The organism is uncultured Campylobacter sp. (assembly GCF_938030815.1).
GTDB lineage: Bacteria > Campylobacterota > Campylobacteria > Campylobacterales > Campylobacteraceae > Campylobacter_B.
Genome location: NZ_CALHII010000277.1, coordinates 1 through 16255, shown reverse-complemented (window position 1 = coordinate 16255; position 16255 = coordinate 1). Strand labels below are relative to the sequence as shown.

Here is a 16255-nt window from a genome sequence, read left to right as displayed (position 1 = left end):
AGCAAACTATGACAAAATTTAAAATTAAGCGCGTCTATGAGAGCGCGGAGGAAGAGGATGGTTTTCGCGTGCTTTGCGATAGGCTGTGGCCTCGTGGCATAAAAAAAGATGCGCTGGAGCTTGATATGTGGGCAAAAGACATAACGCCTAGCACCGAAATACGCAAGCTTTTCGCGCATAAGCCTGAGAATTTCGCCCATTTTAAGGAGCTTTACCTAGCCGAACTTGAGCAAAATCCCGCCGTAGCTGAATTTTTGAAAAAGGTTAAAAACGAGCCGGTCGTCACGTTGCTATACGCTGCAAAGGACGAGCACTGCAACCACGCGATGATTTTGCGCGATTTCTTGCAAAGTAAGATGCGCTAAAGGCGCTGTTTTACAAACCGAGCGGCGAAATTTACGTCGCAATTCGGCAGGAATTTTGAAATTTTACAAAAAGCAGGAGCGTAATCCAAACAAAATCGCTCAAATTTATATATGCAAATTTAAAACTTTATTCATTTTTTAAATTCATTTTTTGCTACGCGGGCTGTAAATTTAAAGACGCAATCAATATAATTTCGCAACAAACTAAATTAATTTCTTACATCCGGCATTTTTAAATTCCATTTAAGAATTTGCCGCTAATATTCGCCCATAATTTTTTAGAAGGAGCCAAAAATGGCAATCAGTGCAAGAAATCAACTTAACGTTGTGATCACAGAGGTAAAAACAGGTGCGGTAAACTCGCTAATCGTAGGCAAAACCAAGGGCGGAGACGTGCTAAAAGCAACCGTGACGGTTGATTCTGAAAAAACTTTGGATTTAAAAGCCGGCAAAGAGGCGGTATTTTTATTCAAAGCCCCAAGCGTCATCATCTCCAAAGGCGAGAACGATCTACGCTTAAGCGCGACCAACCAGATAAAGGGCAAAATCACCGCCGTTAAAGAGGGCGCGGTAAATGCCGAGATCAGTGTCAGAAGCGCAGGCGGCGAGAATTTAAGCGCAACCGTCACAAACGAATCGGTTAAAAATTTAGCGCTTAAAAAAGATGATGAAGTAACCGCAATCATCAAAGCTACTCAAATCATCGTCGGCGTGAAATAATCAGCCGTTCAAGAGGGGCGGCATCCACGCCCCTAAATTTTCAAATCCTAAATTTCAATAAAATTTTAGCTGCGAGCGGGGATACCGCGGATATTCTTTAAATTTTTCAGCGCCACATTTAATCGCATCTATTTAGTTTGCGATAGAGTTATGTCACGTACAAACCCTTGCTAGCGCCTTTTAGATACAGCGCGGAAAATAAATTTTACGATCGCCGCCTGCAAAAACGCGCCGCGAAATGCTACAAGTATTTTCACGCTCGCGACACAAAGCTAACCCCTGCGCTCGTTTAAAATTCTAAAATTTGTCTGGCGATAAGGCTTTGCCCGCCATCCTCTTTTACGCTGCAAAGTATTAAATTTCGCTGCTCAAAAAAGGCATCCAGTCGCTCGCCCCCGTCTAGAAGGATCTCGCTTTCAATCCGCCCAACGCTCGGCAAAAAGCGTCAAATGCCGTTTTCGCTCTGCAAAAGCAACGACTTTTCGTCCGCACTAAGGCGCATCTGCTTAAATTTAACTCCCGTATCCCAATCTTTACGCACCCCGTCCGCGCCGAGCATTAAAATTTTACCAGATAAGATCATCCGCGCGCCTTCTCCGTGCCCGTCGCAAATTTTAGCGGGGAGATGAAAGTACCAATTTCCCGCATTATCAAGCTGCGCGGCATCAAAGGTGCCGACCTCAAAGAGTATCTCGACCCTACCTTTTGCGACGTCGTATCGCTGCACGCAGCCTCGCACCGGCGATGCGATAAGATAGCGCCCATCGCTGCCGCGCAGCAGCAGGCGACAGCCCTCATCCTTTAGCTGCTTTTTGCTCACGCCGCCCTGCGCGTAGTTAAAGACTGCAACGTTGCCGCCAAAGCGGTTTAGCAAAACAAGCCCGCCTTGCTCATCCCCCGCGACGAAGTCGGAGTATTTAGGCACGCCTTTTTCGTATTTTTCATCTATCTGCAGCGAGCCCCTACGCAGGCGGTAAATTTTGCTATCGGTCACGGCGAAAATATGCTGCGCGTCTGCACTAAAATACATGCAGCGCACGGCATTTCGAAGCAGCGCGCTAGCCGTTTCCTCGCCCGTAGCAAAGCTCATGCGGCGCAGGCGCATCGAAGCGTAAGAGCTGCCCCAGCCGTCCGCGATATAAAATACGCCCGCGCAGAACGGATCCTGCGTAGGCGCGATACTGCCGAATATGCCGTTTTCAAGTCGCTTCCGCCATAAAATTTCGGTTCTGAGTTCTAGCCGTGCCATTTTTCTCCTTTGCGCGCACCGAGCGTAAATTTTATAAATCTGTTCGCCGCGGGCGAGTTTTAAATTTAGCTCGCGCAAAATTATATCACGAGCCGCTAAATTTAAGCCTCTTCGCGCAGCTCATTTCGCGCGCAGCTGCGGCGCGGGGCAAAATTTCATCCAAGCAAGGATAAATTTATGAAAAAAGATTAAAATTTAGCCGCGATTTGGGCTACGAGCCCGAAAATTTCAAAAAAAGGACACGATATGCAGAGAAAAACACAGATCGAGGACGAGTTTAGCGCAGAGGATCGCGAGCGCAAAATCACGCTGCAAGCAGGAGACGTAGCGCCTGCTTTTACGCTGCAAAACGCCGATGGAGCGAGCGTCGCGCTAAAGGACTTTGCGGGAAAAAAGGTCGCGCTGTATTTTTACCCCAAGGACAACACCCCCGGCTGCACGACCGAAGCGTGCGAATTTAGCGCCGCGTACGATGATTTCATCGCCGCAGACTGCGTGATCATCGGCATCAGCCCCGACAGCGCCAAATCCCACGCGGGCTTCATCGCCAAGCAAAGCCTAAAGCACATCCTGCTGAGCGATCCGCAGCACGAGGTAGCCAAGCTATACGGCGCGTGGCAGGTGCGCAAAAACTACGGGCGCGAGTATCTGGGCATCGTGCGCTCGACCTTTCTGATCGGCGCGGACGGCAAAATTTTAAAGGTCTATAAAAGCGTCAAGGCAAAGGATCACGCCGCAAAGGTGCTCGCGGATCTGCTAGCTGCGGGGAAATAAAGCGCCAAGTGGTATTTTGAAGCAGAACTCCGGCGCATTTGGGCGCTAAATTTTAATATATGAAATTTATGCGCTGAAATTTGTTATGGAATTTCGGCGTCAAATTTAAGCGTTGAAGCTTCGGCATTAAAATTTGGCTTTGAAATTTTGCCTTAGAATTCCGCCGCTCATTTGAAAATTTAATTTCAAAGCGGAGCTATAACTGCGATTTTAGCGGCAAATTTTATCGCCCCAAACCAAAATTTTAAAGGAAAAATATGAAAAGCTTAATCATTCTAGCTCACCCCGACATTAAAAATTCGATCATAAACAAGCGGTTTTTGAAAGAGGCCGCCGTGCAAAGCTTCTAGGAGCTTATCGCTTTTTCCTTGCCGCACTCACGGGCAAAAACGCTGCGAAATATCCGCTTTCTTGTTTTACGTAGCGGCATGCGATGCTGATAAGGCTGCCGAGCGGAGGTAAAGCAGTGCAGCGAGGTACGCGGTGCAGGACACAAATTTTAGCCTCACACAAAATCTACGCCGCGGATAATATCGGAGAGTAAAATTTCGCTCGATGTTTAGAGCAAAGTGCGTAAAAACGGCACTGCAAATTATACGAGCCACAAACCCGCCCGATGATTTGCAATAAAATTTGAGTTTAAATTTTACGCGTTTAGGCCAAAGGCTTCGACGTCTCCGAACAAGCCTCGTCCGCAAAAATTTTGCTCTAAAATTTGAGCAGCCCGTCCTCGTCAAATTTAAAACCGGGCCCCCAAGCCACTTCCCAATAGTATCCGTCCGGATCGGCAAAATACGCGTGGTATCCACCCCGAAACGCAACCTGGGGCTCCTTGACGATAGTTCTGCCCGCCTTTTTTACTAGTTCTATGACGCTATCCACGTCCTCTTTGTTTTTTACGTTGTATGCTAGCGTGATGCCAGCAAATCCACTTCCTTTTGGCGGATTGTTTTCGCTGGTATCTCGCGCCAGCGCGTCTAGCGGATAGAGCTCAAATTTAGTCCCAGGCGTATTGAAAAAACATACCGGCGGATTGTCCTCTTTGCAGTCCGTCTCGTAACCTAGGCCGTCTCTGTAAAATTTCAGCGCCCTTTGCATGCTTCGCACGCCTAGGCAGATGCAGGTTATTTTATTCATTTTTGCCTCCATAAATTTTAACGTATCTATTTTGGTTTCTTAATGCCGTAGTCAATCCTGCGCTCAAACAAGCCGTCGTCGCGCTAGCCGAGCGCGCCGTCCGAGCTTTTTAATCGCCGATCATTAAAATTTTAAAATTTCGCCTCCAAGCTTGGCGTTAAATTTTAAAATTTAAACCGCCTTTGATCTAGCCCGCAAGCTAACTCAAAGCCCGCGCCTTACGGCTCAAACGAGCAAGCCTTTAGGTTTCCGCCTGCTAAGCCCTTTTTAAACCACTCTTTGCGCTGCGCCGAGGTGCCGTGCGTGAAAGAATCGGGCACGACGCGACCGCTAAATTTACGCTGCAACGTATCGTCGCCGATCGCGCTGGCGGCATTTAGCGCCTCGTCGATATCGCCCGCCTCCAGCACGCGCCCTGTTTTTGCGAGATAATGCGCCCAGACCCCCGCGTAGCAGTCCGCCTGTAGCTCGACTTTGACCTGAAGCGCGTTTTGTTCGGCTTCGCTGCGAGCGCGCCTTTTTAGAGCGGCAACCTGCTCCAGCGTGCCGACTAAATTTTGAACATGATGCCCTACTTCGTGTGCGATGACATAGGCCTGCGCGAAGTCGCCGCCCGCTTTGTATTTGTTCGCAAGCTCGTCGAAAAAGCTAAGATCGAGATAAATTTTACGGTCCCTCGGGCAATAAAAAGGCCCCGTCTGTGCGCTCGCAAAACCGCAACCGCTTGCGATCTGATCGCGGAAAAGCCGAAGTCCAGGCTCCTCGTAGCGCGCGCCCGCACTTTTAAATATCTCGCCCCAAACATCCTCGGTTTGAGCTAGCACCGCCGAGACGAAGGCGAGCTTCTCTTGCTCCTGCGGGCTGTCCGTCGGCTCTCTTTGCGTGCTAGCGCCTCCGTCTAAAAGCGCCAAAGGGTTGTAGCCCATAAAATACGCTACGACGCCGATTACGAGCACTATGCGCCCGATCTTTGAGCCGAGCAAAAATCTGATGATCGGGATCAGCATCCCAAGCGAGCCGGAGCTCGTGCGCATGCTGCTTGCGCGGTCATCCTCCACGTTTGAGCTTCGTCTGCCGTCTTGCCATTTCATGTTTTTCCTTTGAAATTTTTGAGCCATTATACTAAAATTTTAAAAAGTGCGCCGCCTTGCTTTTGTAAAATACTGCGCGCGTAGCAAAATAAATCTGAAATTTTGCTTATTTTAAATTTCTTTTAAGCTGTTTAAAATTTTAAATTCTATATAATCGCCCTTTTTAAATTTAAAAGAAAGGAGAATTTGTGGCAAAAGACGACGTCATAGAGATCGACGGCAATGTCATAGAAGCGCTGCCGAACGCGACTTTTAAGGTCGAGCTCGATAACAAACACGTGATTTTATGTCATATCGCTGGCAAGATGCGGATGCACTACATCAAGATAATGCCGGGCGATCGCGTAAAAGTTGAGCTGACCCCTTACAGCCTCGATAAAGGCAGGATCACCTACCGCTATAAGTAAGGATAAAGTTAAATTTAGATATACTCGCGATTTTGCGACTAAACTGTAGGAAGAAGTGTTTTCAAAATCCCCACTATTTTGAAAACAGTTGGTTTGATACTTTCGCTTTTGAAATTTCATTAAACCTAGGTGCAGTTTGCATTTAAAGTGGAGAAAATTTTAGGAGAGTGGAATGAAAGTTCGTCCATCCGTTAAGAAAATGTGCGACAAATGCAAAATTGTCAAGCGCAAAGGTGTTGTTCACGTTATTTGTGAAAATCCAAAACATAAACAAAGACAAGGATAAGTTATGGCTCGTATCGCAGGTGTAGATCTACCAAAGAAAAAAAGGATTGAATACGGACTAACTTATATCTACGGTATAGGTTTATTTACGTCGAGAAAAATTCTCGATGCGGCAGGAATTTCTTATGATAAAAGAGTCGCCGATCTGAGCGAAGATGAAGCCGCCGCTATCAGAAAAGAGATCCAAGAACACTATATGGTCGAAGGCGATCTTCGCAAACAAGTGGCTATGGATATAAAAGCGCTTATGGACTTGGGCGGCTATCGCGGCTTAAGACACAGAAAGGGCCTTCCTGTTCGCGGTCAAAAAACAAAAACGAACGCTAGAACCAGAAAAGGCAAACGCAAAACCGTCGGCGCGGCAGCTAAATAAGGATTGAGATATGGCACAAAAAAAAGTAGTTAAGAAAAAAACCGTCAGAAAAAATATCGCCAAAGGCATAGTTTACATCTCCGCTACGTTCAACAACACTATGATTACCGTAACGGACGAAATGGGCAACGCGATCGCGTGGAGCAGTGCGGGCGCTTTAAATTTTAAAGGCAGCAAAAAATCCACCCCTTATGCGGCGCAGCAAGCCGTCGAGGACGCGCTAAACAAAGCCAAAGAGCACGGCATCAAAGAGGTAGGCATCAAGGTTCAGGGTCCGGGAAGCGGACGCGAGACCGCCGTTAAAAGCGTAGGTAGCGTAGAAGGGATCAAAGTTACATATTTCAAAGATATCACTCCTCTAGCGCACAACGGTTGCAGACCGCCTAAACGACGTCGCGTGTAATTATAAAAGGAGAAATTTATGGCTAGATATACAGGACCGGTTGAAAAATTAGAAAGAAGGCTCGGCGTCGATCTATTTATGAAAGGCGAGAGAAGGCTTGCGGGCAAGAGCGCGCTTTTAAAACGCCCTTACGCTCCGGGTCAGCATGGACAAAGACGCGCTAAACTAAGTGAATACGGCTCACAGCTTCGCGAGAAACAAAAGGCTAAATTTATGTACGGCGTAAGCGAGAAGCAGTTCCGCAGACTATTTGCCGAAGCGGCTCGTAGAGAGGGTAACACCGGAGCGATCTTGGTTCAGCTTTTAGAGCAGAGGCTAGATAACGTCGTTTACCGCATGGGCTTTGCTACGACTAGACGCTTTGCGCGCCAGCTCGTTACGCACGGACACATTTTAGTGGACGGCAAGCGCGTCGATATCCCTTCATACAGCGTCCGCGCAGGACAAAAGATCGAAGTGATCGAAAAGAGCAAAAATAACCCGCAAATTTCAAGAGCGCTGGATCTTACTGCACAGACCGGCATCGTAGCGTGGGTAGACGTAGAAAAAGAGAAAAGATACGGAATTTTTTCTAGAGTTCCGGAGAGAGAAGAAGTTGTTATTCCTGTAGAGGAAAGATTTATCGTAGAGCTTTACTCGAAATAGTAGGTGCTAATATGAGAAAAATCACAACATCAGCTCATATGCCAACTGAAATAAAGGTTGAGAATGTCAGCGAAAATGTTGCTAAAATCATAGCATATCCCTTTGAAACGGGATATGCCGTCACTCTAGCTCATCCTTTACGAAGGTTACTTTATACGAGCACGGTCGGTTTCGCGCCGACCGCGGTTAAAATCGAAGGCGTAAGCCACGAATTCGACAGCATGCGCGGCATGCTCGAGGATATGGCGGCTTTTATCATAAATTTAAAGGGCTTAAGATTTAAAATCAAGGGCGATTCCCTACGCGAGGTCGTAGAATACAGCTTTAAAGGACCTAAAGAAATTTACGGCAGCGACCTAAATAACGACGCCGTAGAGATCGTAAATCCAAGCGCTTATCTGGCTACGATAAACGAGGATGCCGATCTTAAATTTACGCTCATCATCGAAAAGGGCATCGGCTACGTCCCAAGCGAAGAGATCAGAGAAAATTTAGACGCTGATTTCATCGCGCTGGATGCATTTTTTACCCCGGTAACCAAGGCTGTTTACGACATCGAAAATGTCTTTGTAGAGGATAATCCCGACTACGAAAAGGTGGTCTTTACGATCACTACCGACGGTCAGATCAGCGCGATAGATGCGTTTAAAAACGCACTTGAGGCAATGTATCAGCAGCTGGCGGTTTTCAAAGGTATCGTAAATATCAGCGCTGCGGATACTTTCGGTAGAGCGATCCCCGCAAATTCCGAGTTTGCAAAGCTTTTCGAGAGCGTTAGCAATCTAAGCTTAAGCGCGCGAAGCTTCAACTGCCTGGATCGCGCGGATATTAGATTTATCGGCGAGCTTGCGATCATGGAGGAAAGCGAGCTTAAAGACCTTAAAAATTTAGGCAAAAAATCGCTCGAGGAGATCAAGGCCGTTATGGAGGAGATCGGTTATCCTATCGGCAACCAAGAGCTCGGCGATAAAAAAGAGCAGCTAAAACGCAAGCTTGACGAGCTGAAGGCTCAAAGACAAAAGAATGAAGGACAATAAATGAGACATAATCACGGATATAGGAAGCTAGGGCGTACTTCGTCTCACCGTGCCGCCCTGCTTAAAAATTTAACCATCGCTTTAGTTACTAGCGGCAAGATCGAAACTACGCTTCCTAAGGCAAAAGAGCTAAGAAGCTACGCCGAGAAGCTGATCACTCGTGCGCGCAAGGGCGACAGCGAGGCGCATAGATTTGTTTTCGCGGCGCTTCAGGATAAGGCTGCGACAAATAAGCTGCTCACCGAGATCGCTCCAAAATACGCAGGCGTAAACGGCGGCTACACTCGCATCATCAAAACCCGCCTCCGCAAGGGCGACGCCGCAGAGATGGCTTATATCGAGCTAATCAGCAAATAAAATTTCGGGATCACTCCCGAAATTTCTTCTATGAAATTTAAAATTTTACTTCCGCTTGTTATCGTCGCTGCGGGCCTAGCGTGGGCATTGGACAATTATCTTAGCTACAAAAATATCGAAACGATCAACTCCGAAATTCCGCTAAAGCAGGCATTGGGCGGCGAGCAAATCTCTAAAATTCGCGTCTATAAATCTAAACGAATTCTTGAAATTTTGACCTCAAAAGGCGTCGCGAAAAGCTACAAAATCGCCCTCGGACGCGAGCCCGAAGGACACAAAGAGGTTCAAGGCGACGGCAAAACCCCGGAGGGCAACTACACCATAAACGGCAAAAATCCAAACTCGGCGTATCATCTAAATTTAGGGATCTCCTATCCGAACAAAGCCGACGTAGCGCACGCAAAATCCCTCGGCAAGAGCGCAGGCGGCGATATCAAAATCCACGGGCTACCGAATAAATTCAGCTACCTAGGGCAGAGTATCGCGGCGTTCGGCGACTGGACGGAGGGCTGCATAGCGCTCGTCAATGACGATATGGACGAGCTTTTCGAGCACGTAAAAATCGGCACGCCGATAGAAATTTTGCCGTGATTGCACACGCCCGCGCTAAAATTTCACAGTCGCGATCGATATAAACATAGCGTAAATTCCATCTACGAGCTTTAAAATAATATTCCTCGTCCAGACTTTTGTAGTCGCAAAATTTGCGATTAAAAGCAGAATTGTTTTTCTAAAAATTTAATCGTATCGGCCTTTATCTCAATAAATTTAGACAAAATCGCCTTCGAAATTCTCTCCCGCTCAAGCAAAATTTCATCCCAAATTTAGCCCCCGACCGGGCTGAAATTTCATCCCAAATTTATAACGCAAATAGTCTAAATTTAAATATATGCAGGCCCGATAATTCGCGGGCTTCATCCTTACCGAATCGATAAAATTTTAAAATCATAGTTCCGGCGCCCGCGCCGTATAAAATTCTTTGCGATTTATGGCACAAAATCCGCGTCCTCGCGCAAAATTTCAGATTAAATTTCATCCCCGATAAGCCTTTTTTTATCGCTTTTGGATATAATGCGCCAAAACTAAAATAAGGAATTTTAATGATACCATTTACAGACGAAGAGCTTCTAGCCCCGGTACAGGATAGCTTGGAGTTAATCCGACCGATGCTGCAAAACGACGGCGGCGATATACAGCTTTTAGGCATAAAAAACGGCGTCGTCTATGTCCGCCTTACCGGGCATTGCCACGGCTGCGCCGCAAGTGCGCAGACCCTAAAATACGGCGTCGAGCGCCAGCTTCGCATGGATATTCACCCCGAGCTTAGCGTCGTAAGCGTCCCCGAAGGCGAAGAGTTTGAATTATAAAAAGCTGGGGCTAAAGGCCTTTTCGCGCGGAGAATTCGAACTTGCAAAGCTGTATTTTTCGCTCGCATACGAAAAAAGCGGCAAGGAGGAAATTCTATTTTTGCTTGAGCTTTGCCAGACCGCGCTGGCAGACCGCGAAGAGGCGCTTATGCTCTTTGATTTTTACAACCTCAGCCCCAAAACTCAAACCGCGGAGCTTTTTAAAATTTTAAACTCCATCAACGAAAAGATCGCGAACGAAGCGGCCTCCGAACCCGGCGCCGAGGACGAGATCGCTGTTATCGCCTATGCCGATTTTATGCGCGCGGTAGACCAAAGAGGCTTTAAAGACGCCTTCGAATCGATCATTTTTTCCTCTAAAATCGCCATTTCGGACAAAAGCGAGATGATAGAATTTTTAGAAAATTTGATAGAAAACGGCTACTACGAGATGGGGCTTAATTACGTCGAAAGCTCGGCCGCAGCATATGCAGGAGACCAGCGCTTCGAGGCGCTAATGCAAAAAATCAAAAATCATGAAAATACGACTCAAAAATAATTTTATCACCGACAACTCCGCCGAGTGCGAGGCGGGCTGCTTTTTTATGCGCACGAGCGCGAACGCTAAATTTGAACCCGAAGCGGCGCAAAAAGGCGCGCAGATCATCTCTATCGCGCAAGCAAAGGAACTTTTAAATATTAATCCGCGCATCAAAATCGTAGGCATCACCGGCACGAACGGCAAAACGACGACCGCGGCGGCGATCTACTCAACGCTGCTGGATCTGGGCTTTAGCTGCGGCTTAAGCGGCACGCGCGGCGCCTTCATAAACGAGTGCAGAATCGACGAGAAGGGACTTACGACGAGCTCGGTTTTAAAGACGATGAGCTATCTTTACGAAGCTAGCAAACAGGGCTGCGAGTATTTCGTTATGGAGGTTAGCTCGCACGCAATCGCGCAAAATCGCATAGAAGGGCTAAATTTTGCGCTTAAAATTTTTACGAATTTAAGCCAAGATCATCTCGATTATCACGGCAGTATGCAAGAATACGCGGCAGTCAAGAGCTCATTTTTCGCAGACGACGCGCCAAAGCTTATAAACGCCGACGATGGGCATATTAAATTTAACCCTGCAAACGCCCTTACCTACGGCATCAAAAACGCCGCGAGCTTCGGCGTAAGCGGATATGGGCTAAAGGGCGGCATCGACGCGCTCGTGCGCACCCCAAACGGCGATAATGCGCAGCTACAAAGCGATCTGATCGGCGAGTTTAACCTCTACAACCTTACCGCGGCGTTTGCGGCGGTTAAAATTCTGACCAAGCTGCCGAACGAAAAGATCGCAAAAGCCCTGGCAAACTTCGGCGGCGTCGAGGGTCGCGTGCAGATCGTAAATAAAAACCCGCTTGTAATCGTCGATTTCGCCCATACCCCAGACGGTATCGAAAAGGTGCTAAACGCGCTGCGCACAAGCGGCGAGATCATCGCGGTTTTCGGTGCGGGAGGCGATCGCGACCACGGCAAGCGTCCGAAAATGGGCGCCATCGCCGAGCACTTTGCCAAAATTTGCATCGTCACGAGCGATAACCCGCGCAGCGAAGAGCCGAGCGAGATCATCGAGCAGATTTGCGCCGGTATGCGCCGAAAAGATAAAATTTTAAAGATCGCGGATCGCAAAGAGGCGATCGCGCGCGCGCTAGATCTTGCCAAAAACGGCGAGATGATCGCTATTTTGGGCAAGGGCGACGAGACCTATCAAGAGATCAAGGGCGTGAAGCATCCTTTCAGCGACAAACAGATCGTGAGCGAACTCATCGCGGCGCGAGGCAAGTCAAATTTAGACTATTTAAAGGACGGTCGATGAAAATCGAAATTTTATCAAGCAAAATCCACCGCACGCGCGTGACGGACGCCAACCTCAACTACGTAGGCTCCATTACGATCGGGCCCGAGCTCATCGAGGCTGCGGGGCTTTGCGAATACCAAAAAGTCGAAATCCTAAACGTCAATAACGGCGAGCGCTTCGCCACATACGTGATTCGCGGCGAGAAAAAGGGCGAGATCTGCCTAAACGGCGCGGCCGCGCGCAAAGTCTGCATCGGCGACGTCGTCATCATCGTGGCTTACGCACAAATGAGCACCAAAAAAGCGAAAGATTTCGAACCAAAAATCGTGCAGGTAAACGAGAAAAACGAGATCGTAAAATAGCATGGCACCGCGCCTTGAGGAGCTTTTCGCCTCGCCGCAGCACTACGAAAATACAAAGCGCGGCTGGGTAAAAAACTAGCCGAGTTTCGCTTCGGCTTTATGAGCGACGCAAAATGGCGCAAGCTCTTTTCGGCGATCTGCGCCGAAGGCTCGCCCGTAAGACATTGCGAAATTTATGATTTCTTCGGCTCTTGCGTGAACGAGATAAAATTCGCCCTGCCCGCCGCAGACTACGCGCAAGGCATCTGCGAAAACTACATCTCGCAGCGCCTCACGACGAGCGAAAAGCCTACCCTCTACGCCGAGATAGAATACATAGAATTTGCGAAATTGTACGACTTTACAAGCCGTGGCGCGCTGCTACCGCCTGAGCACAAAAGCCAAGACCTTGACGCCATAGCGCGCTATTTAGAGCGCCTGGGCAAATTTGAGATGGAGCCGGGCGAGCAAAGCTTAAAAATTTACGGCTACAGGGGCTAGCTCTTTGCGCGGGTTTTGACCTCTTGTGCGCAGGCGCACCCGCTACATCGTGCACTAAGAGGCGCTATTTGCGCTAAAATTCACTTCAAACAGCCCGTTATAGCCGCTTGTCGGTCCACAAAAAAAGGAGTAAATTTGAACTACGAAGAATTTTACGGCGCCGTCTGCGAAATGGTGGAAAAATTTGAAGCGAGCGGGGCTGCGAACAAGGAGCTGGACGCATATCTACTCGCGCTTTTAAAGCTGCTTGAAGCGCGCGGCGGCGAGCCCTTTAGCGCAGAGCTCATGCTTGAAATTCTAAGCGCGGCGTTTGAGAGCGAGAGGGTGGAATTTAACGAGACGTGGCTTGAGATAGAGCGAGCGCCCGAGCTTGCGCATTTCTGCAAAGATGGGCCTGCGGGCGGCGATACGTTTCGTTCGGTGGAGGAGCCAAAAACCGCAGCAGATATAATGCGCTACCTACCGGAGGGCTTTGAGATAAAATTTGACGAAAGCAGATCCGCAAATTTAAAAACCGCGCCAAGCGAGGCAAAATTTACGAACGGCGATCGCAAAAACGACGAGAGCAGGACGGAAGAGCAAAATTCTATCGCAGCAAGCGGCAGCGTCTCTGCAAAAACAGCGCGAGGCGGGTCCTTGGTGTCAAAGACGAACGAGCCCTTAAAATTCGAGGCCGTAGGCAAGCACGGCGGACCTGCGTATTCCGCGGAGGTCATAAAATTTCAGCTAGCGGAGCTTGGCAGGATGCGCGCTAGCGGACAGCTTGCGGACGAGAGCAAGTTTTTCGGCATCGTATCGCCGAGCGGCCATGGCTGGTATAATTTCGGTCCGTTTTCACTGCTGGAGTGCGGAGCGCGCGGCCTGATGGATCACGCGGGCGAGGACGCACCCGTGCGCGGCGGCTGGGAGATGCTCGGCGAACTGCTCGAAATGGGACGGACGTACGAGTAGGCGGCGAATTTTGGGCAATATTCTTAAATTTATAGCTAAATTTGACCGCGCTGCTTTGCTCGGTAAATTTTACGTCGCTAAATTTAGATTTTCGAGCGTGAAGTTTGGTGCCGCCAGATGAACTTTCGCGCCGAATTTTTGTTGTTTTTGAAATTTACGAATTAAAATTTACCGCATCGCTAGCCAAAACGCAGTGGTTTGCAGGAAGTAAAGCGTAAAAATTACAGCATAGTGCGAATTTGAGCCCATTTAAGATAAATTTTTTAAAAACTACCGCGTTTTGGAAAATTTCAAAAATAAATTTGCCAAATTTGCGGTAAAATTTAGACAAAGATACGCGGTAGTCGTTAGCAAATAGATAAAATCAGTCAAGCGGCGAATGCTCCAAATATCAATTTATTTAAATTTACCGCCGTTTGGCGTTAAATTTGACGAGGTCGGTAAAATTTGACGAAAATGGGCAAAATTTTGCGCCTGAATTTAAAGGATTCGCAAAATGATAGCGATTTATTTCAGCTCCACGGGCAACACGAAGCATTGCGTGGAGAGATTTATAAAGCGTCTGGGCGGCGATATCCCTGCGGTTTCGATCGAGGACGGGGCTTGCGGCGAGCTGCTAAAACGCCACGATGATGTGATCCTCGCCTACCCCGTTTACTTTAGCGACCTGCCGCAGATCGTGCGCGAGTTTATTTGCGAAAACAGCGCGAATTTTCGCCGCAAAAACGTCTTTATCATCGCTACGATGGAGATTTTTAGCGGCGACGGAGCGGGCTGCGCGGCTAGGATACTAAGGCGAGCTGGCGCGAAGATAACGGGCGGCGCGCATATTAGAATGCCCGCGTTTATCCTCGACGTGGCGATTTTTAGCTATTCGGCGCAGAAAAACGAGCGCCTGATCAAGGAGGCAAACGCCAAGCTAGAGCGCATCGCGGAGGCATTTGCCGCGGGTAATCCGCCGCAAGAGGGGCTAGGCGTGCTATGCCGTATCGCGGGGCTTTTAGGGCAGCGGCTATGGATGAAAATTTGGGACAAAACGCCCTTTGCCAGGCGCAAACCGAGCCTCGATGCGGCGCGCTGCAACGGATGCGGCGAGTGCGCAAAATCCTGCCCGATGCAAAATATAAAAATCACGCACAGCAAGGCGAGATTTGGCGAGCGCTGCACGATTTGCTACAGATGCGTGAACAAATGCAGGCAAAAGGCGATAACGATCCTTGGTAAGGCGGAGAATCTCCAAAAATCGGTCGCAGCGGAGTTTAAAGATATCTGAGGCGCGCTCGTTTGCGCGAGCTCTGGCTCCGCGATAATTTATTTTGTCGCGTTTTACGTGTGGCTTTTAAATTTGCCGAAATGATCAAAATTTAGCGCCCGCCAGGTCCGTGCTATCTTAAATGCTCTTTCAGATCTGCGATTTGCCGCCTTACTTCGGCTATGATTTCCGGCGAGCTTTCCCAAATTTCAAGAAAAGTCCATTCATCGCTTGGCGGGTTGATCATATTTTCCAAAATCGCAACGACTTTCCGGATGGTCGGTCGCAATTTATCTAAAAAATCCGACGGACACGCATACGGCGAGCCGAAGCAGACCAAAACGTGCGCGGAAGCCCTGATTTCATCGTAGTTTTCGTTTCTCGGATCGAAATTCGCTGCCGTGCTTTGCAGCAGATCAAAATTTTTGCTCTCCCAAAATCTAGCAAACCAGTCCGCCGCCTCGTCGTTTTCGTACGCTTTATAACCCCAATCGCCCATTTTATTCCTTTTAAAATAAATTTCATCGCCAAGCTTTAATGGCGCCTCTTATTTAAATTTTACCCGCCCAAGCTAAATTTTAATCCGCTTTTTGACTGCGCGTGCCCGCCGCAAAATCAAAGTCGAGAACAGAACTCGCCAACGCCAAGTCAAACGCTAAATTTAGCTTAAATTTGCTAAAATAGCCAAAATTTAAAGGATTTTTGATGTTCGAAGGAATGGATTTTTCGAAAATGGGGCAGATGCTCGATCAGATGCAGGCTAAAGCGAGGCAGATCGAGGAGGAGAATGCGCGCAAGGAATTTACCGTAAAATCGGGCGCGGGCATGGTCGCCATCAGGCTAAACGGCGCGGGCGAGGTGCTCGATCTAAGCATCGACGACAGCCTTTTTAACGACAAAGAGAGCTTGCAGATCCTGCTAATTTCGGCGATAGGCGACGCGATAAAACTCGTCGAAAATGAAAAGAAAGGCGCCGCAGCATCCATGCTAGGAGGGCTCGGCGGTCTAGGCGATCTGCTCGGCGATAAGGGCTGAGGCGGTTTTGCAAGCGGGCCCGGTAGTAAATCTGGTGGAGCGGATCGTTTAAATTTAGAAATTCGCGGGCTGGGAGCGGTAAATTTAAACAGATCGGTCGGATGAAATTTTAAAATTTTATAGTTTCAAATTTCGCGAA

The 16255-nt window shown here is 48.3% G+C and carries 24 protein-coding genes; 19 read left to right on the top strand and 5 right to left on the bottom strand.

Going from position 1 to position 16255, the window contains the following annotated elements; genetic code table 11:
- The first annotated feature begins 8 nt into the window (after nucleotides 1-8).
- Both Q0277_RS10290 and Q0277_RS10285 read left to right on the top strand, forming a co-directional pair.
- Entirely contained in the window at nucleotides 9-365 is a 357-nt protein-coding gene (locus Q0277_RS10290; protein WP_297997755.1) for a DUF488 family protein, read from the top strand.
- A gap of 294 nt (nucleotides 366-659) precedes the next feature.
- Nucleotides 660-1085 carry a TOBE domain-containing protein gene (locus Q0277_RS10285; RefSeq protein WP_297997754.1) on the top strand — a complete coding sequence of 142 codons (426 nt, stop codon included), beginning with the start codon at nucleotides 660-662 and terminating at the stop codon, nucleotides 1083-1085.
- A gap of 289 nt (nucleotides 1086-1374) precedes the next feature.
- On the opposite strand, the gene Q0277_RS10280 is transcribed toward Q0277_RS10285, so the two are convergent.
- Both Q0277_RS10280 and Q0277_RS10275 read right to left on the bottom strand, forming a co-directional pair.
- Nucleotides 1375-1524: a hypothetical protein gene (locus Q0277_RS10280; RefSeq protein ID WP_297997752.1), complete on the bottom strand. Its 150-nt coding sequence runs from the start codon at nucleotides 1522-1524 to the stop codon at nucleotides 1375-1377.
- 6 nt (nucleotides 1525-1530) lie between these two features.
- The gene (locus Q0277_RS10275; protein WP_297997750.1) at nucleotides 1531-2334 is read right to left on the bottom strand and encodes a hypothetical protein; all 804 of its coding nucleotides are present in this window, start codon (nucleotides 2332-2334) and stop codon (nucleotides 1531-1533) included.
- A gap of 246 nt (nucleotides 2335-2580) precedes the next feature.
- Between Q0277_RS10275 and bcp the strand changes: the two genes are divergently transcribed.
- Nucleotides 2581-3108, top strand: a complete 528-nt coding sequence (gene bcp / locus Q0277_RS10270) for a thioredoxin-dependent thiol peroxidase (protein WP_297997749.1) — start codon at nucleotides 2581-2583, stop codon at nucleotides 3106-3108.
- Between the two features lie 708 nt (nucleotides 3109-3816).
- Here bcp and Q0277_RS10265 read toward each other — a convergent pair.
- Both Q0277_RS10265 and Q0277_RS10260 read right to left on the bottom strand, forming a co-directional pair.
- A complete protein-coding gene (locus Q0277_RS10265) occupies nucleotides 3817-4245 on the bottom strand; it encodes a VOC family protein (protein ID WP_297997747.1) in 429 nt (142 codons plus the stop codon).
- Between the two features lie 218 nt (nucleotides 4246-4463).
- Nucleotides 4464-5336 (bottom strand): neutral zinc metallopeptidase, encoded by an 873-nt coding sequence (locus Q0277_RS10260; protein ID WP_297960960.1) that lies wholly within the window; start codon nucleotides 5334-5336, stop codon nucleotides 4464-4466.
- Nucleotides 5337-5524: 188 nt separating this feature from the next.
- Here Q0277_RS10260 and infA point away from each other — a divergent pair, with 188 nt between their 5' ends.
- The 15 genes from infA to Q0277_RS10185 all read left to right on the top strand — a co-directional run bounded on the left by infA (nucleotide 5525) and on the right by Q0277_RS10185 (nucleotide 15102).
- Nucleotides 5525-5743, top strand: coding sequence for a translation initiation factor IF-1 (gene infA / locus Q0277_RS10255; RefSeq protein WP_005869854.1), 219 nt, complete (start codon nucleotides 5525-5527; stop codon nucleotides 5741-5743).
- A 172-nt stretch (nucleotides 5744-5915) separates the two neighbouring features.
- A complete protein-coding gene (rpmJ, locus tag Q0277_RS10250) occupies nucleotides 5916-6029 on the top strand; it encodes a 50S ribosomal protein L36 (RefSeq protein WP_005869855.1) in 114 nt (37 codons plus the stop codon).
- A 3-nt stretch (nucleotides 6030-6032) separates the two neighbouring features.
- The gene (gene rpsM, locus Q0277_RS10245; RefSeq protein ID WP_005869856.1) at nucleotides 6033-6401 is read left to right on the top strand and encodes a 30S ribosomal protein S13; all 369 of its coding nucleotides are present in this window, start codon (nucleotides 6033-6035) and stop codon (nucleotides 6399-6401) included.
- Between the two features lie 10 nt (nucleotides 6402-6411).
- Nucleotides 6412-6804, top strand: a complete 393-nt coding sequence (rpsK, locus tag Q0277_RS10240; RefSeq protein ID WP_297997745.1) for a 30S ribosomal protein S11 — start codon at nucleotides 6412-6414, stop codon at nucleotides 6802-6804.
- Nucleotides 6805-6822: 18 nt separating this feature from the next.
- The gene (rpsD, locus tag Q0277_RS10235; RefSeq protein ID WP_005869858.1) at nucleotides 6823-7449 is read left to right on the top strand and encodes a 30S ribosomal protein S4; all 627 of its coding nucleotides are present in this window, start codon (nucleotides 6823-6825) and stop codon (nucleotides 7447-7449) included.
- A gap of 11 nt (nucleotides 7450-7460) precedes the next feature.
- A complete protein-coding gene (locus tag Q0277_RS10230; RefSeq protein WP_177387178.1) occupies nucleotides 7461-8486 on the top strand; it encodes a DNA-directed RNA polymerase subunit alpha in 1026 nt (341 codons plus the stop codon).
- Nucleotides 8487-8843 (top strand): 50S ribosomal protein L17, encoded by a 357-nt coding sequence (rplQ, locus tag Q0277_RS10225; protein WP_297997743.1) that lies wholly within the window; start codon nucleotides 8487-8489, stop codon nucleotides 8841-8843.
- A 30-nt stretch (nucleotides 8844-8873) separates the two neighbouring features.
- Nucleotides 8874-9434, top strand: a complete 561-nt coding sequence (locus Q0277_RS10220; RefSeq protein WP_297997741.1) for a L,D-transpeptidase family protein — start codon at nucleotides 8874-8876, stop codon at nucleotides 9432-9434.
- A gap of 509 nt (nucleotides 9435-9943) precedes the next feature.
- Nucleotides 9944-10210: a NifU family protein gene (locus tag Q0277_RS10215; protein ID WP_297997739.1), complete on the top strand. Its 267-nt coding sequence runs from the start codon at nucleotides 9944-9946 to the stop codon at nucleotides 10208-10210.
- Nucleotides 10200-10748, top strand: coding sequence for a histidine kinase (locus tag Q0277_RS10210; RefSeq protein WP_297997737.1), 549 nt, complete (start codon nucleotides 10200-10202; stop codon nucleotides 10746-10748). Before Q0277_RS10215 ends, Q0277_RS10210 begins: the two co-directional genes overlap by 11 nt.
- Nucleotides 10726-12054 (top strand): UDP-N-acetylmuramoyl-L-alanyl-D-glutamate--2,6-diaminopimelate ligase, encoded by a 1329-nt coding sequence (locus tag Q0277_RS10205; RefSeq protein ID WP_297997735.1) that lies wholly within the window; start codon nucleotides 10726-10728, stop codon nucleotides 12052-12054. Before Q0277_RS10210 ends, Q0277_RS10205 begins: the two co-directional genes overlap by 23 nt.
- Nucleotides 12051-12398 (top strand): aspartate 1-decarboxylase, encoded by a 348-nt coding sequence (gene panD / locus Q0277_RS10200; protein ID WP_297997733.1) that lies wholly within the window; start codon nucleotides 12051-12053, stop codon nucleotides 12396-12398. The genes Q0277_RS10205 and panD overlap by 4 nt, the downstream gene beginning before the upstream one ends.
- A 99-nt stretch (nucleotides 12399-12497) precedes the next feature.
- Nucleotides 12498-12878 (top strand): hypothetical protein, encoded by a 381-nt coding sequence (locus Q0277_RS10195; protein WP_297997731.1) that lies wholly within the window; start codon nucleotides 12498-12500, stop codon nucleotides 12876-12878.
- 135 nt (nucleotides 12879-13013) lie between these two features.
- Nucleotides 13014-13829, top strand: a complete 816-nt coding sequence (locus tag Q0277_RS10190) for a hypothetical protein (RefSeq protein WP_297997730.1) — start codon at nucleotides 13014-13016, stop codon at nucleotides 13827-13829.
- A gap of 496 nt (nucleotides 13830-14325) precedes the next feature.
- Nucleotides 14326-15102: an EFR1 family ferrodoxin gene (locus tag Q0277_RS10185; protein ID WP_297997728.1), complete on the top strand. Its 777-nt coding sequence runs from the start codon at nucleotides 14326-14328 to the stop codon at nucleotides 15100-15102.
- Between the two features lie 112 nt (nucleotides 15103-15214).
- Here Q0277_RS10185 and Q0277_RS10180 read toward each other — a convergent pair whose 3' ends face one another.
- Nucleotides 15215-15580: a DUF4259 domain-containing protein gene (locus Q0277_RS10180; protein WP_297997726.1), complete on the bottom strand. Its 366-nt coding sequence runs from the start codon at nucleotides 15578-15580 to the stop codon at nucleotides 15215-15217.
- A 206-nt stretch (nucleotides 15581-15786) separates the two neighbouring features.
- Between Q0277_RS10180 and Q0277_RS10175 the strand changes: the two genes are divergently transcribed.
- Nucleotides 15787-16116, top strand: coding sequence for a YbaB/EbfC family nucleoid-associated protein (locus tag Q0277_RS10175; protein ID WP_297997725.1), 330 nt, complete (start codon nucleotides 15787-15789; stop codon nucleotides 16114-16116).
- The last annotated feature ends 139 nt before the right edge of the window (nucleotides 16117-16255 follow it).